At 45.9% G+C, this 16,203-nt stretch carries 16 protein-coding genes; 14 read left to right on the top strand and 2 right to left on the bottom strand.

Going from position 1 to position 16,203, the window contains the following annotated elements; translation table 11 throughout:
• Nucleotides 1-115: 115 nt before the first annotated feature.
• The gene (locus GVN20_RS16015) at nucleotides 116-1,192 is read left to right on the top strand and encodes a glycosyltransferase family protein (RefSeq protein ID WP_166559313.1); all 1,077 of its coding nucleotides are present in this window, start codon (nucleotides 116-118) and stop codon (nucleotides 1,190-1,192) included.
• A 45-nt stretch (nucleotides 1,193-1,237) separates the two neighbouring features.
• Here GVN20_RS16015 and GVN20_RS16020 read toward each other — a convergent pair whose 3' ends face one another.
• Nucleotides 1,238-1,630: a hypothetical protein gene (locus GVN20_RS16020; protein ID WP_166559314.1), complete on the bottom strand. Its 393-nt coding sequence runs from the start codon at nucleotides 1,628-1,630 to the stop codon at nucleotides 1,238-1,240.
• A 96-nt stretch (nucleotides 1,631-1,726) separates the two neighbouring features.
• Between GVN20_RS16020 and GVN20_RS16025 the strand changes: the two genes are divergently transcribed.
• The 11 genes from GVN20_RS16025 (at nucleotide 1,727) to GVN20_RS16075 (ending at nucleotide 13,588) form a co-directional block, all read left to right on the top strand.
• Nucleotides 1,727-2,749, top strand: coding sequence for a formylglycine-generating enzyme family protein (locus GVN20_RS16025; protein WP_229599084.1), 1,023 nt, complete (start codon nucleotides 1,727-1,729; stop codon nucleotides 2,747-2,749).
• Nucleotides 2,750-2,813: 64 nt separating this feature from the next.
• The gene (locus GVN20_RS16030) at nucleotides 2,814-3,086 is read left to right on the top strand and encodes a TIGR03643 family protein (protein WP_206023284.1); all 273 of its coding nucleotides are present in this window, start codon (nucleotides 2,814-2,816) and stop codon (nucleotides 3,084-3,086) included.
• Nucleotides 3,086-3,697, top strand: a complete 612-nt coding sequence (locus GVN20_RS16035) for a DUF429 domain-containing protein (RefSeq protein ID WP_166559316.1) — start codon at nucleotides 3,086-3,088, stop codon at nucleotides 3,695-3,697. The genes GVN20_RS16030 and GVN20_RS16035 overlap by 1 nt, the downstream gene beginning before the upstream one ends.
• Before the next feature lie 3 nt (nucleotides 3,698-3,700).
• Nucleotides 3,701-3,853, top strand: coding sequence for a DUF2256 domain-containing protein (locus GVN20_RS16040; RefSeq protein ID WP_166559317.1), 153 nt, complete (start codon nucleotides 3,701-3,703; stop codon nucleotides 3,851-3,853).
• A 169-nt stretch (nucleotides 3,854-4,022) separates the two neighbouring features.
• The gene (locus GVN20_RS16045) at nucleotides 4,023-6,224 is read left to right on the top strand and encodes a penicillin acylase family protein (RefSeq protein ID WP_166559318.1); all 2,202 of its coding nucleotides are present in this window, start codon (nucleotides 4,023-4,025) and stop codon (nucleotides 6,222-6,224) included.
• Between the two features lie 274 nt (nucleotides 6,225-6,498).
• Complete coding sequence (locus GVN20_RS16050) at nucleotides 6,499-9,984, top strand: DUF4175 family protein (RefSeq protein WP_166559319.1); 3,486 nt, start codon at nucleotides 6,499-6,501, stop codon at nucleotides 9,982-9,984.
• A 174-nt stretch (nucleotides 9,985-10,158) separates the two neighbouring features.
• Nucleotides 10,159-10,431: a hypothetical protein gene (locus tag GVN20_RS16055; RefSeq protein ID WP_166559320.1), complete on the top strand. Its 273-nt coding sequence runs from the start codon at nucleotides 10,159-10,161 to the stop codon at nucleotides 10,429-10,431.
• Nucleotides 10,428-10,877: a hypothetical protein gene (locus tag GVN20_RS16060; RefSeq protein ID WP_166559321.1), complete on the top strand. Its 450-nt coding sequence runs from the start codon at nucleotides 10,428-10,430 to the stop codon at nucleotides 10,875-10,877. Before GVN20_RS16055 ends, GVN20_RS16060 begins: the two co-directional genes overlap by 4 nt.
• Nucleotides 10,867-12,042, top strand: coding sequence for a class I SAM-dependent methyltransferase (locus GVN20_RS16065; RefSeq protein WP_166559322.1), 1,176 nt, complete (start codon nucleotides 10,867-10,869; stop codon nucleotides 12,040-12,042). The genes GVN20_RS16060 and GVN20_RS16065 overlap by 11 nt, the downstream gene beginning before the upstream one ends.
• A 115-nt stretch (nucleotides 12,043-12,157) precedes the next feature.
• Nucleotides 12,158-12,682, top strand: a complete 525-nt coding sequence (locus GVN20_RS16070; protein ID WP_114069490.1) for a thioesterase family protein — start codon at nucleotides 12,158-12,160, stop codon at nucleotides 12,680-12,682.
• A gap of 51 nt (nucleotides 12,683-12,733) precedes the next feature.
• The gene (locus GVN20_RS16075; RefSeq protein ID WP_166559323.1) at nucleotides 12,734-13,588 is read left to right on the top strand and encodes a hypothetical protein; all 855 of its coding nucleotides are present in this window, start codon (nucleotides 12,734-12,736) and stop codon (nucleotides 13,586-13,588) included.
• A 29-nt stretch (nucleotides 13,589-13,617) separates the two neighbouring features.
• Here the strand turns inward: GVN20_RS16075 and GVN20_RS16080 are convergent, their stop codons facing one another.
• Nucleotides 13,618-13,869 (bottom strand): hypothetical protein, encoded by a 252-nt coding sequence (locus GVN20_RS16080; protein ID WP_166559324.1) that lies wholly within the window; start codon nucleotides 13,867-13,869, stop codon nucleotides 13,618-13,620.
• A gap of 153 nt (nucleotides 13,870-14,022) precedes the next feature.
• Between GVN20_RS16080 and GVN20_RS16085 the strand changes: the two genes are divergently transcribed.
• The gene (locus GVN20_RS16085; RefSeq protein WP_013925918.1) at nucleotides 14,023-14,832 is read left to right on the top strand and encodes a glycogen/starch synthase; all 810 of its coding nucleotides are present in this window, start codon (nucleotides 14,023-14,025) and stop codon (nucleotides 14,830-14,832) included.
• Nucleotides 14,816-16,174 (top strand): DUF4270 family protein, encoded by a 1,359-nt coding sequence (locus GVN20_RS16090; protein ID WP_166559325.1) that lies wholly within the window; start codon nucleotides 14,816-14,818, stop codon nucleotides 16,172-16,174. Before GVN20_RS16085 ends, GVN20_RS16090 begins: the two co-directional genes overlap by 17 nt.
• Nucleotides 16,175-16,203: the final 29 nt, after the last annotated feature.

Consider the following 16,203-nt stretch of genomic DNA (forward strand, 5'->3'; position numbering starts at 1 on the left):
AGTCTCTTTTCAACTATTGAGTTCACGAAAAACAACAAATTGGTAATTATTCGGTAATGAAGAGCTAATATCTTTTTCGGTGCTTTGGGATAGCATTAAATTTTAGCCAAAGCAGTTGAAAAAAGTTCTCTTTTTGGTACAGGGCGAAGGGCGTGGTCATTTGACCCAAGCCATTTCGATGAGTCAAACATTGCGCGATTCGGGGTATCAGGTCGTAGCGGTATTGGTGGGAGGTGCGGTCGAACTGCCCATTCCCTCCTTTTTTTATAATCAAATTCAAGCCCCTGTAGAGGCGTTTTCCAGTCCAAATCTGGTCTTTAATACCGAAGGAAAGGTGGACTTCAAAAAAACCATTGTGCATCATTTGCCCAACACCATTCACTTCAGAAAAAGCCTAAAACAAATCAACCAAGCTGTAAAACGCTATCAGCCTGACCTCATTGTCAATTTTTACGAAATTTTGGGTGGGCTCTACAATTGGCTGTACCGCCCGCCCGTTCCGATGGTGTGCGTTGGCCACCAGTACTTATTTTTTCATTCCAGCTTCCCGATTCCAAAAAAAGGATACATCGACCGTTTTTTGGTCAATTTCAATTCCCGACTTACGGCTTTGGGGGCAAAAAAAATGCTGGCACTTTCGTTTGATGCGCTGAGTGATCAACCTTCCAAACAGCTCTTTGTAGTATCGCCCCTGTTGCGGCAGGATATTCATTCATTGGTTATATCCCAAAAAGAATACATTTTAATTTATCTCAACCATCCTGCGTTGTACGGCCAAATTCTCGAATGGCACCTCAAGTATCCAGAGGTACCTTTACATTGTTTTTGGAGCAAATCAGACGCCCGGCCGGAAGAAAAAATTGACGAAACGCTCACCCTATACCGATTGGATGGAACCAAATTTTTAGAGAAGCTATCGGGCTGCAAAGCCTTGGTTACGACGGCGGGTTTTGAGTCCGTCTGCGAAGCAATGTATTTAGACAAGCCCGTGATGGTGGTCCCAATTCATTACGAACAAGCTTGCAATGCGGCTGATACCGAGCGAGTTGGGGCGGGCATAGCAGCCGACCGTTTTGATTTATCGGTCTTGACGGATTATCTCCCACAGCATCAACCCATAGGCGAAACCTTCCGTCAATGGTGTAGAGAAGGAAAACAGCAATGGCTGGCGCATTTTGAGAGTGTTGTATAAAAAACGTCGGCGAGGGTCTCTCCCTCGCCGACGTTATGATGAGACTTACTTTCTTCGGCGATTTCCACCGCCGCGAGGCCCGCGTTTTTCACGCTCGGCAGCTTGCCATTCTTGGTATTTTTTGAATTGGTCTTCGCTCAAAATACCTTTCAGACTCGTTTGAAATTTTTCATTGATGCCTTTCATGCTCTCTCGCATAGCTTCACGGTCGCCAGCATTGGTCTCCCTGATTTTCATAACTTCCTGTGTGCGTCCCAATTCCAAATCGTAGATTTTTTTGGTGGTAGCGTCGTCGAGCGTCAACGCTTGTTTTAAATCTGCCGAAACGCGCTCAGCCCGCTTTTGTGGGTCCATGGGCTCGCGTTGAGCAAATGACAATTGGGCTCCAATGGCCAGCACCACTACAAAAATGGTGCGAATGATGTGTGTTTTTTTCATGGTTTTTTAATGCCGTCAATGCGGTTGTTTCCTGTTTCGTTATCTTTGATGGACCAAACCTTCCAAGGTTTAATTGTCCACTATTTTCACTTGGTTATGTTACGCACCTTCCTCCCTCTTTTATACAGCTCAGCATTGTTGGTTTCTTTTTTATCGTGTCAAGAAAAGACTGAAAATCAACAGATTGACACATCAACTACCCAAGCGACTGAGCTTAATAATGAGTTTCTAAAAAAACTTAATTTTCCGCAGACCGTCAGCTATATCGGTTTGGAGAAGCCCAAGGACACAACAGTAGTCAATGTAAAATCGGGAACAGTACCCGCTGATATGGTTTACATTCAGGGGGGATTGGTGCAGATTGGCTCTGACGAAGGCTTGGAGCAGGAACGTCCTTCTTTTTGGGCCAAGATAGCGCCATTTTGGATGGACACACACCCCGTAACCGTTGCTGAATTTCGGAAATTTATCAAAGCTACCAACTACAAAACCGAAGCCGAAACCTTTGGCAATGCGGGAATCATCGACGAATCTACGGGCCAGCAATGGATTTTGAAAGACGGAGCTAACTGGCATCATCCTATGGGGCCTGACTTTCCTGCCGCCGCCGACGACCATCCCGTAACGCAGGTTTCGTGGAACGACGCCAACGCTTACGCCAAATGGGTGGGCAAGCGCCTACCGTGCGAGTTGGAATGGGAACACGCCGCCCGCAACGCCCGCAACAGCCGCGCCATTTATTCATGGGGCAACGACATCCAAACCAAGGGGAAATACAACGCTAATATCTGGCAGGGGAAATTTCCCGTCAAGAACTACAACGAAGACGGTTTTGCATATACGTCGCCCGTAGGAAAGTTTGGCAAAACACCCCTCGGCCTCACCGACATGAGCGGCAACGTATGGGAATGGCAGTCCAACCCAAAATTCAACTACGAAGCGCTCTTCCGCACACCCACCCGCGACGACGACCTCTCGCCTGAGCGCGCTCAACGTGGCGGCTCATTTCTTTGCGAACCTGGTTGGTGCCACGGCTACCGCGTATCGGGCCGTTCTTCATCTACGTCCGAAACCAGCCTGTTTCACGTAGGCTTTCGGTGCGTGAAGGATCTAAAATAGGGGATTTTAAAATAAACAAAACCTCTTCAAAAGTGTTAAAATGTACAAACAAGCTTTGTACAAAATGAATTTATCCGAACAAGACATCGACCGCATTGTACAAATGGCGTGGGAAGACCGTACCCCTTTTGAGGCAATTGAGGCACAATTTGGCCTGCCCGAAAAAGAAGTGATTGCCCTCATGCGGTCGCAGATGAAACGTAGCAGTTTTGAAATGTGGCGCAAACGAATGAACGGCCGCTCGACCAAACATCAGGCCCTCCGCAATGATACCATTGACCGTTTTCATTGTTCCCAACAACGCAGCATCAGCCTCAACAAAATTGCGAAACGCTGATGTTGAGCACCTTTGCAGGAATTGACTATGGCTCCAAAACCTCAGGCAATACGGTGGTTTGTTACCACGACGGTCAAGCCATTCACTTTTATGAAGCCGACAAAAAAGACGCGGACTTATTCATCATTGACTGGATAAGCAAATATAATTTGGCTCAAAATCGTCCGACGCTCAGAACTATCTTTCTGGATGCCCCTCTTTCTTTACCCGCTGTTTATCAATCCATTGCGGGTTTTTCCAATTATCACTACCGCCGATGCGACGTGGTACTCAAGGCCATGTCACCGATGTTTTTGGGCGGGCTAACCGCCCGAGCCATGGAATTGAAACAACACCTCCAAGACAAAATGAACGTTGAAACCCAAGAAGTGTATCCCAAAGCCATTGCCCAAATATTGCTTCCAGACCATTATCATAAAAAACTGACTACTAACGAAATGGAAGCCCTTTGCAGAAGGTTGTCCAGAGTTATTCCTGAACTTTGTTTAGCTGAGTATCCCAAAACTCAGCATCAATTTGATGCACTGTTGGCCTGGGTTTCGGGTTATCGCTTTATGAACCAACAACACCTAGTTTTCGGAGACATACAGGAAGGTATTATTATTGTGTAAGGGATGAAAAACGTTAAAAAAGAAAACCTTCCCCAAAAAACCTGCCCAGTATGCGGCAGGCCATTTTCATGGCGAAAAAAATGGGAAAAAGTGTGGCACGAAGTGAAATATTGCAGTGACCGTTGCCGAAACAATTCTAAAAAAACGAGTGGGTAAAAATCCAAAAGCTTCGCCAAAAGCGAAGCATGGGTAGCCAACAGAGCGTTTTTTGGATTATAATTAGCATTTATTTTTTAAGGAGCCTCCTTTTTTGCTTTTACAAAAAATCTTCTAAATTGCCATACTACGACTCCCCTTATCATCAACAAATTAAAAATCCATATTGATGGCACAACTCTTTACCTCCCTCCTAGCCTTTATGATTTTCGGCACGGGCCTCCTTCAGGCTCAAACCTTCTCCCCAGACGAAATCGCTCATCTCCAAAAACAAGCCAAGCGCATCACCATCGTCAAAGACAAATGGGGCGTACCGCACGTATACACCAAAACCGACGCCGATGCGGTGTTTGGCATGATGTACGTGCAGTGCGAGGAGTTTTTTGAGAAAGTGGAAAATACCCTCATCACACGATTGGGGCGGCAGGCTGAAGTACAAGGCGAACGGGAATTGTACCAGGACCTGTGGGCGCGGACTTTTATTGACTCGACACGCGCCCTAAAACTCTACCATCAAACACCCAAATGGCTCCGAAAACTATGCGATGCCTACGCGGCCGGCGTCAACTTTTACATGATTTCGCATCCTGCCAAAAAGCCGAAACTCATCACCCGTGTGGAGCCTTGGATGGTCTTGATGAATAATATTCCGTCTATTGCAGGTAGCAATCTTACCGAACTTGAATTTCGTCAATTTTATTCAAAAGAGGCAGGGCTTTCGCTGTCGTACGTGCCAGAGACCAATCATGAATTTTACCAAGAAGCAGGTGGCTCCAACGGGTGGGCACTGGCCCCGTCGAAAACACAGAGTAAAAACGCGATGTTGCTCATCAATCCCCACTCCGAATTTTACGGACGAATCGAGATACATTTGGTCAGCAAACAGGGCTTGAACTCTTACGGTGCGCCATTTCTGGGCCAATTTAATATCTTTCAGGGCTTCAATGATTTTTGCGGTTGGATGCACCCCATCACCCTTTCCGATGCCAAAGACCTGTATGCCGAAACCGTCGAAAAGAAAGACGGAAAGTACTCCTACCGATACAATGGCGAACAGCGCGGCATTGACAGTTCACGGATTACGGTCAAGTATAAAAAAGGCAATGAACTGTTATCCAAAACCTTCACCGTTTTCCGCACCCACCACGGCCCAGTCGTAGCGGTCAGAGATAAAAAATGGATTACCCTAAAAAGTACCGACGCTAACATTGAACTTTTGGGCTTGCATTGGCAGAAGATGAAATCCAAAAGTTTTGAAGAATTTCAATCGACCATTGGCAAGCGTGTCATGGTAGGCAACAACATCATCTACGCCGACCGAAAAGGCAACATCGCGTACTGGCACGGCAACTACGTTCCGAAGAGAAACCCAGCATACGACTGGAAACGCCCAGTAGACGGCAGCACCAATGCCACCGAATGGCAAGGTACGCACGACCTCAGCGAGATTCCGCATTACATCAATCCCGCCAACGGCTGGGTACAAAACTGTAATTCTACCCCGCTCTACGGCGCGGGGGCGTTTGATACCCTGATGAGTCGCAAGCCTGCCTACATGCTACCCGATGGCCATACCCCACGCGCAATGAACGCCGTGCGACTGCTAAATAACCTAAAAAACGCCACAATTGACGACGTTATCACGGCCGCCCATGACACCTATTTGCCTAATGCCGAGCGCTTTATCCCAGCTTTGGTCAAAGCCTTTGAAACCAACCAAACTGACTCGGTTTCCGTGCAGCTTTCTGGCCCGATTCAAGCATTACGAAACTGGAATTTTCGGGCCGATACCACCTCCGTTGCCACTACATTGGGCGTTATGTGGGTCGAGAAAATTATTCCGTTGAACGTGGCCCGCCTCAAAAAACCAATTGCCAACGAAGAAAACTATTCGGTTACCAACGGCGCCAACCTCTCCATCGACTTTATCACGCCAAAAGAACAGCTTGCTCTGTTAGCCCAAGTAGTTCAGGAATTGAAAAAAGATTTCGGCACTTGGGAAGTGCCGTGGGGAAGCATCAATCGTTTTCAACGCGTTAAAGAAGGCGAGACCTTCAGCGACAATCGCCCGAGTTGGGCCGTGACCGCCACTCCAGGCCCGCTGGGCTCGCTCAATGCCTATTCAAGCCGCAAAGTTCCGCAGGCGAAAGCCCATTATGGGGTCAATGGCAATACCTTTGTGGCCGTAATCGAATTTGGCAAAACCCTCAAAGCCAAGACCATTCTGACGGGCGGAGCCAGCACAGACCCCGCTTCACCGCATTTTACGGACCAAGTTAAAGGCTACATCAACGGGCAATTCAAAGAAATATTATTCTACAAAAAAGACGTACTAAACAATGCGGAGCGCATTTATCGCCCTGGCGAATAAATTTGTAGGGGCAGGCCTTGCGTCTGCCCCCTCCCCTGTAAACCGGGCAGACGTGAAGCCTGCCCCTACGGTTGTTTACCATTAATATTTTGCGGTTCTACGGTTTTATAATGAGGGTTGCCCTACCCCGTGCCCTATAAATTTCCCCCAATTTGCGTTATTATCAGAATCTTTCTTAGCCTTCGCTACTTTTTGCATCATTTTTGCGTTAAATTTATTGTTAACTTTAGAAGCTATATTCTAACCCTTTAAGCACCGTTCAAAACACCACTATATGAAAACCCAACCCCTTTCCGTAATGCAGGAGCGCATTGGTGAGTATAAGCGGAAATTTTACCTGAATCAACTCGTCAAAGGTGTGATTTTTGCGGCCGCGTTTGTGCTGTCGGCATACTTATTCGTAAATACCATCGAATATTTCGGCCGCTTTAGTTCTGCGGTGCGCGGTACCCTCTTCTTTGGATTTTTAGCCATTTTGGGCTACGCGTTGGCGCGTTGGGTAGTTACGCCTTTGGTGCATTTGTACGGTTTACGTAAATCGCTTTCGGACGAAGAAGCAGCGGGGCAAATCGGAAACTTTTTTCCTGAAATCGGCGATAAACTCATCAATACCTTACAATTACGTAATTTATCAGGAGCACAAACCGACCTGATTGAAGCCAGTATTCAACAAAAATCGAAACAATTATTAATCGTTCGGTTTTCAGACGCGGTCAAAATTGACCAAAACCGTCGTTATCTCAAATACGCCATTTACCCATTGGCCGCTATTGGCTTGGTATTGCTCATCAATCCACGCTTTTTTGCCAACAGTTCTGACCGCATTATTCACTTTGAGAAAGAATACAACGACGCACCCTTTACCTTCAAACTCGACAATACAAATCTAAAAGCATTTCGCAACGAAGATTTTACGCTGAAGGTTTCGCTCGCGGGCGGTGCTTTGCCCGAAGCAGTTTATGTAGTTCATAATAAAGCCAAGTTTAAGCTCGAGCCCGAAGACACCGACACTTACAGCTATACCTTCAAAAATGTACAGCGGCCTATCGATTTTCAATTTGAAGCTGCTGGCTATAAATCGAGCGATTATAAACTCACCGTGGCCGAGCGCCCCAGCCTGTTGTCGTTTGATGTTACCCTCCAATATCCCGCTTATTTAGGCAAGCCAGCCGAACAATTGAGCAATGTAGGCAACCTAACAGTACCCGAAGGAACAACCATCACCTGGGATTTCAACACCGACGCCACCGAAGAAATGGCCTTGGCCTTTGAAGGCGACAAAAACGCGTATACGGCCGAAAGCAAACTGACGGGCGGGTATGAGTTCAGAAAAAATGTTCGGAAATCTGCCAACTATGAAATTAAACTCAAAAACGACGAGTCAAACAACCGCGAAAAAATCAGCTATTTTCTCAACGTCATCAACGACAAACATCCGACCCTGACTTTAGAAAATTATCAGGATACGACTTTATACAACTACTTCGTATTGGGCGGTAACATTGCCGACGACTACGGCTTCTCCAACCTACGCGTCTTTTATAATTTACGCCGCAAAGGCGACAAAACCGACGAGAAGAAAACCGTTTATAAAGGATTCGGGATTCCATTCAACAAATCAACGACCAACCAAACTTTCTACTTCCAATGGTACGTAGACAGTCTACGCCTTACTCCTGGCGACCGCATCGAATACTACGTTCAGGTGTGGGACAATGACGGCGTAAACGGGCCAAAATCGGCCAAATCGCGGATGATTGATTTTGCGGTTCCGTCCAAAGAAGAAGTGCGGGCTGAAGCTGATAAGGCCGCAGAGAAAACCGAAGCCCAAATCAACAAAACCCTTCAGAAAGCCAAGAACTTACAGAAAGAGTTGGAGAAACTCGACCAACGTCTAAAAAGCGAACGAGAGCTGGATTTTCAGGATAAAAAGCAAATCGAGGACTTGCTCAAAAAGCGCGAAGAGCTCATGAACGACATGAAGAGCATGCAGGAGCAAACGCAAACGGCCCAAGAAAAGCAAGAACGTTTTGCGGAACAAAGTCCAGAAATGAAGCAGAAAATGGAGCAGTTGCAAAAACTGATGAAAGAATTGCTCGACCCCGAAACCAAAAAACTGTATGACCAACTTGAAAAACTCCTTCAACAACAACAGCAGGACGATAAAATGCAGGAGTTGATGAATAAGCTAAAAAACAAGGAATTCAACGCTCAGAAAGAAATTGAAAAAGCATTGGAGATGTTTAAGCAACTTCAACTTCAGCAAAAAGCGGAGCAAATTCAGAAGGATTTGAACGAAATGGCCGAAAAACAGGAAAAACTAGCAGAGAAAACCGAAAAAGAAAGCAAAGAGCCAGAAGCCAAAGACAAAGAAAATAAAGACCAAAAGGGAAAAGATAAAGACGGTAAAGACCAGAAGGATAAAGACGGTAAAGACCAAGACGGTAAGGACCAGAAAGACAAGGAGCAAGAAGGCAAAGAAGATGCTAAGCAAGAAGAGCTCAAAAAAGAGCAGGAAGAACTAAATAAAGAGTTTGAAGAAACAAAAAAAGACATCGAAGAACTCGAAAAATTGAACGAAGAACTTGCCGATAAGCAGGAAATGGACACGGGCAAAGAGGAACAGCAGGAAGTGGAAAAAGAGCAAAAAAACAGCTCCAAACAACTCCAGCAAAAGCAGAACAAGAGCGCCTCTCAATCGCAGAAAAAAGCGGCTAAGTCCATGAAAAAGATGGCCAAACAGATGGAAGAGTCGATGGAGAGCGCCGAAATGCAGGAAATGGACGAAAACATGGACAACCTGCGCGATATTCTGGAAAATCTGATTCACCTTTCGTTTGACCAAGAGCGCGTCATGAAGGATTTCAGAGGTGTTAATTTGCAAGACCCGCGTTTTGTAAAACTGGCGCAGGAACAACTCAAACTTCAAGACGATGCCAAGGTGATAGAAGACAGTCTGTACGCCCTCGCTAAGCGTGTCATGCAAATCCAGACGTTTGTAACCCGTGAGCTCAACGACATGAAGTTTCACATGACCGAAAGCACGCGCTACATTCGCGAACGCCGCCTCAACATGGCGACCAGCAAACAGCAATTTGCCATGACCTCAATCAATAACCTGTCGTTGATGCTCAGCCAAACACTCCAACAAATGCAGGCGGCGATGATGGCGATGGCCAGCCCAGGGAGCGGCAGCAAGAAAGGCAGCAAAGGCAAAGGAAAAAGCCCCGGCAATTTGGGTGAGCTCCAAAAACAGCTCAACAACCGCATCCAGCAATTGCAAAAAGGTCAAGGGCAAGGCCAAGGCGGCATGGGCGGGCGACAAATGTCGGAGCAATTGGCACAAATGGCCGCCGAGCAAGCGCGTATTCGTCAGATGCTCAAGGAATTGATGGACTCGCAAAAAGGCTCGGAAGGCGGTCGAAAAGTGGGGAATGAGGTCAAAGAGTTGATGGACAAGATGGACGAAACCGAAACCGACTTGGTAAACAAACGTATCAATCCGACGGTCATCAAACGTCAGGAAGAAATCGTGACGCGGTTATTGGAATCCGAAAAAGCATTGCGTCAACAGGAAGAAGATACCCAACGCAAGTCCGAAACGGCCAAGCCACAACCTCGCAACCCGCCCGCAGAATTTGAACAATACGTGAAAGACAAGCAGCGGCAAACGGAATTATTGCGCACCGTACCGCCAAGTTTTGCCCCATTCTACAAACGCGAAGCCGATAATTATTTTAAGAAATCAGGCGAGAGATAACCCTCATCGGGACTACATAAAAAACGGGGAGGCGGGCAGATTGTCGGCCTCCCCGTTTTTTTGTTTTCCATTTATCTCTAGCACCCATCCCTATTCATTAAATTTGCGCCTGTAAGCTTTTGAAGATAACCTACTTTCGATTACTTTGCGGAAGATTTTTTTAAATAAAAAGCCATGAAAAAAATACTAATTTTTGCCTTTTTCACCGCTTCTTGTACTTCGCTTTTGGCCCAAACCGAAAACGTCAATAACCTCATCCGCGACGTAGATGGGCGTCTCAACATGGGAAACTACATGACCTCGTCTTTCGACAGCCGCTATGAAGGATTAAAGGGCTCTCCTTTTTTTATTTCCGAATGGATTAGCGTAAAATGGCCTTTGTGGATGGACGCGTGTTCGAAGAAGTCCCCCCTAAATACAACGCTTACTCCAAAGACTGGGTCATGAAACGCCCTGGCGGAGATTCAATCATTGTATTTCCGTACCAAGTTAATTCATTCATTATCAACGACTCCGCCACTAAATCAAATTTTGAATTTAAAAGATACCCCTCGGCACATACCTCAAAATATGACATGCGCGACATCTATTTTTTGACCTTATACCAAGAAAAAACCAGCTTGGTAATGTTAATCAGCAAGACCTTAAAAAAAGCGGATTATAAAGACCCTTACAGCAACAACTTGCGCTACGATACCTTTGAGGATGCCAACGAATATTTTTCACTCAAAACCGACGGCAGCCTGACGAAAATCAAAAAGAATAAAAAGTCAGTACTTGGCGCTCTGTCTGACAAAGAAGAAGCCTTAAAATCACTGATGGATCAGGAAAAATTAGACATAAAAACCGAGCGCGATCTCGTCGTTGCCGTTGCCAAGTACAATGCTATCTAACGAACAAATCGCTTTTATTCAACAAAACAGTCAGGCGAATCCGACTTCTTTACGGCTCAAATACGGCAAAGAAAAAGAGTTTGTCATTGCCCAAATTGAGGCTCGGCAAAAGGCCCGGACAAAACTACCGAGCTGGTGTGCCGAGCCTCGTTTGATATTCCCGCCCGCCGTGTCGGTCGAGCAAAGCTCTTCCGAAGCTACCGCTCATTACAAAGCCGACATCATGAGTCAAACAGCCTCAAAAACGATTGTTGACGGCACCGGTGGCATGGGAATCGATTCCTACTATTTTTCAAAACATTCTGAATCAGTAACTTACATCGAGCAAAACGAAAAACTGGTCGAGCACGCACGCCACAATTTCGACATCCTGAACACTACTAACATCGAATGTATTTGCGACGATTCAATCGCTTTTTTACAACGGTTGGATGCCAAAGTGGATTGGATTTATCTCGACCCCGCCCGCCGCACCGCCGACCAACGTCGAGTGGTAGGATTGGGGGATTGCGAACCCGACGTCACTAAGCACTTGGCGTTATTTTGGGAGAAGGCGCACCATATCCTTGTGAAAGTGTCGCCTTTGTTAGACCTAACACAAACGTTGTTGGAAATGCCGCAAATCAGCGTGGTTCACGTAGTTGCGGTTGAAAATGAGTGCAAAGAATTGTTATTAGAAATAGGAACCCCCACCTCCGACGTTGTCATCAAAACCATTAATTTCAAGAACGACGGCAGCCAACAAATCTTTGATTTTTACTGGTCAGAGGAGCCAGATACCGTTGTTGAATTCAGTACCCCTCTGCGGTACATTTACGAACCCAACGCCGCCATTTTGAAAGCCGGAGCGTTTAAAACGGTCGCTGCAAAATTCCAAATTGCTAAAATTGCCCCACACAGTCACCTTTACACTTCTGAAAGTCTGGTACGCCCATTTCCCGGGAGAACCTTTGAACTAATTGCCACGGTAAAAGCTGATAATAAAGCGCTTACGCCTTATCTAACAAGCGAAAAAGCAAATCTTACCCTCCGAAATTTTCCTGGCACTACCGACGAACTTCGCAAAAAACTAAAACTAAAAGACGGGGGTGACGTATATTTGCTGGCCACAACGCTCGCTAACGCTGATAAAAGGCTGCTGGTTTGCCGTAAAGTGAAAGATTAATCATCATCCATTAATCGTAATCAACGCAACCCATTTTAACGTTTAGCTCAACCGTGGTGCTGGCCTAAAAACGCCTCACCAATCAATTATTTTACAACGTTTTACCATTACTCTCATGTTTTTTGAACGTATACCTGGCAAAGAATATCCCAAAGAGCCCGAATCGCGGATGGTGATTCGTTTTCAGGATTGCGACCCCTTGCAACACCTCAACAACGCCAAATACTTTGATTATTATTTCAACGCCCGCGAAGACCAAGTAGCCAAACTCTACGAATTCAACTTCGGACGCCTTTTTCGGGAATTGGGCCAAAGTTGGGTGGTTTATCAGCACCAGATTGCCTATGTGCGTCCCGCCATGGTAAGCGAATGGGTTCGGATTACGTCCCGATTGATTTATTTTAATCAGGATACCACTGTCACGGAGTATTACATGACCGACGACACCCGTACCCAACTCAAAAATGTGCTGTGGGTAACCTCCAAATACATTGATGTACGGCAAGGAGAACGTGTGATTCACCCGCCTACGGTTATGGACTATCTGGAAACGACCTGCCTCCCAAACGTCGATTTTCACAATTGGAACTTTAATGAACGCATTCGTGAAATAAAAGGCAGCCTGAAAGCGAAAGGCTAATCCGTCTCCGCTTCACCTCGTAAATCCTTCATTCTAACAATTTTTGTCCATATGCAGTGGCTTCAAGATACGGCTTTTATCATTAACTATTACCTCAAACGAGCGCATTGGCTTAGTTTGGACGTGGTAGCAGGAGCCGTCGTAACCCACATAATTGCGAGTCGTTTGCCCGACGGCCACGGGAAAGTTTCGTGGGCCTCCACGCTTTTGGTAGGAATTGCCGTATTTATGATTTACGTCGCCGACCGTTTATTAGACAATCGCAAATCCGACCACTCTCCTACTCCTCGGCACGATTTTCACGTTAAAAACGAAGTTTGGTTGATTAAAATTCTTTTGGGGTTGGGCTTGATTTCATTGGTACTTCTATTCTGGATACCCTCAAAAGTCCTTTGGTTTGGCGTCGGGTTAGCCAGTTTGGTGGGTCTCTATTTGGGGTTTGCCTTCCGGATTTCTGCCAAACATACGGCGCAGGTTTTTAAAGAGCCGCTGGTAGCGATTGTATACACCGCAGGCATCTGGGGGCCTGCTATCCTGACCGAGACTACCCTCGCGTGGGAAAGTCCCGTGTTGATGGGTTTATATGGCTTATTGGCTTTCCAGAATTTATTACTGTTCTCATGGTTTGAGTCCCTGGAGTTGGACGAAGGCTTTTCACTCGCCATCGCGTGGGGTACCGAAACGGTTTCCTCGGTCCTGAATTGGCTGCTGGGATTGATTATAGTCGGCGCATTAGTCGTGGTTATTTTTACTACTTATCGGTACTGCGTCAGGGCCGCAATCGTCGTAGTTGTGATGAGTGGGTGCATGCATGTGCTGAAACGCTCTTCGGCCAAAGTACTTCCCGACGAACGTTATCGCCCGTTGGGCGATGGTATTTTTTTAATTAGCCTCTGGTTATTGTAAAAAATCAACGTTTTATCTACCCGATAGCCTTATTTTTTCTTTTTAAGCGAAGGCTTCACTGTCGCCTTGGGTTTCACTTCTTTTTTGGGATCATATTTATCCAAAAGTGGCACTGCCCCCCGACGATAGCGCAGGTATTGAAAACCCAGAAGACACGATAGGCTAAGCATTAAGAGCCAATAGCTTTCCTGAAATTGAGTCCGACGGAATTCCATAACCCACAAAATAAAAAAGCCCAACGTGGCCCAACCAACCAAGCTCTCAACCAAAGGAGTTTTCATAGATTCGATAAAGGAGAATTTTAGGCAACAAAGGTAATATCTTTCGGCCATATCAAATAAATCTCGGGGAATATGGTTGAAAATCGCCAAAATTTTGTATAATTTTGCAAAATTTTTCTTCAAAACCAATCCTATCAAGCTTTACCAAAGCCTATGAGTAAACTACGGATTTTGTATGTAGCCAGCGAGATAAATCCCTTTCTCCAAATCACTGAGGTAGCCGACTACGTAAGAAAACTTCCCCAAGCGATGCAAGAGCGGGGCATGGAGATACGCATATTAGTACCACGTTTTGGTCTCATCAATGAGCGCAAAAACCGCCTCCACGAAGTGGTCCGCCTTTCTGGTATTAATATTTCAGTCGGTGACGATGAGAAACCGCTGGTAATCAAGGTAGCTTCCATCCCAAGCGCCAAATTACAAGTTTATTTTATCGACAACGAAGACTATTTCCACCGAAAGTCCGTTTTCTTAGACAAGGACAACAACTTTTTTGACGACAACGATGAGCGCGCCATTTTCTTTTGCAAGGGAGTTCTCGAAACCGTTAAAAAATTGGGATGGGCTCCCGATATCGTTCATTGCAACGACTGGATGACCGCCCTTATTCCTCTTTACCTGAAAACCACTTACAAAAACGATCCGATGTTTAAGGATACAAAGTGTGTTTTCACCGTCTACAACAACGCTTTCAACTACAAATTTGAAGGCGATATTTTAGACAAAGCCAAAGCCATGGACGTCAGCGATGAGGCATTGGCGCATCTGCGTTCTGCCGATTTTGAAGGTTTTATCAAAATTGGATGTGCGTATGCCGATGCCGTAGTAAAAGCTGATGATGATTTTAGTGAAAGTTTAAACAGAATCCTTGATGAATTGCCCGAACGCAAGCTTGAACTGGTTGAAGAAGACGAAAACTATACCGACGCTTATTACAACTTATATAATGAATTGGCCGGCTAAAACAGCCGGCTTCCTGGTCATCGCTTTTGCTATTCTGCTGGCAGCTTGCGAAGCCCCGAAAGAAATCGGACTCCCGCCCGAAGTAATCGCAGAGGTACAGTTTACCGACACCGTTACCGTTCGCACCAGCACCGTTCTTTTGGATTCAGTTCGTACTTCCAATGCGCAACAAATGCTCGTAGGGAACTACCGCGACCCGATTTTTGGTCGGGTTTCGGCACAACCCTTCTTTGAGATGGGGCAAACACTCAACCTCAATTCAGACGGCAGTACCAATACCTACGTCTTTGATTCACTTCGTCTGAATGTTGCGTATTCTTACCTGTATGGCGATACGCTCCAACCCTTTGAGGTCAAACTTCATCGTTTGAGTGATTCGCTCAGAACGGGCAAAAATTACTATAACAACAGCAGCATCCCGTACGACGCGGCCGCGCTGGCCAGTGTCAAATTCAATCCGACTCCTTCAACCAACAATACGTTCCAGTTTAAACTTCCTAATACACTAGGACAGCAGCTGCTGGATTTGAGCGGAAAAACGGAAGGCAGCACGGCGCTTAAATTTGCGCAGCAGCTCCGAGGTTTTACGTTGGTGCCATCGGCAAGCAATGGAATGGTGATAGGGTTTTCTCCTGCAACCTCGGGAATCAGCCTTAATCTCTATTATCACATTACCAACGACACCATCGCGTACGTATTTCGGGTTCCTGTGCTGAAACGCTTTAACCAAATGCAAGCAGACCGCCAAGGAACTGCCTTGAGCCAAATTCAACCGTTGAAACCCTTGCCCGCCGCCCAAACCAAAGGCCTGAATTATGTTCAGGATGCCCTCGGTATTGTGACCAAGGTTGAGTTTCCGTATTTATCAAAATTATTCGGAGATGGGCGCGTTGCCATCAATCGTGCGGAGTTAAATATTGTGCCAAATCAGCCTGAGCATGTTGGAGGTTTATACGGATTACCTAGTACCCTTACAATGGCCGAAACCGACGAAACCAACCGAGTCTTAAGGTCAAAAGGAGATACCGAATTACTCCTCCCAGTAGATGGCGCTACATTTCAGTCGTACGTTTTGCCCCAAATCGTTCCGTACACGTCTAAATTCCGTAATTATAACTTCGTACTTACCACGTATTTACAGGCGGTTTCTATCGGTTTTAAGAAAAGTAACGCTTTGTTGCTGATGCCAACGAGTCAAGGTTCTACCCTACAATCGTACGTATCGGGCAACCAAGCCTTAACAAGTTTTTATCCGTTTATCAACAATAAGGTGGACCGTTTTACCATAAACCCCACCCCAGAAAACGTGAAGTTAAGGATATTCTATACCGTGACTAAGTAAAAAAATAACGATAAACTCGGATTTAAAAA

The sequence above is a fragment of the Runella sp. CRIBMP genome (assembly GCF_009905605.1).
Classification (GTDB): domain Bacteria; phylum Bacteroidota; class Bacteroidia; order Cytophagales; family Spirosomataceae; genus Runella.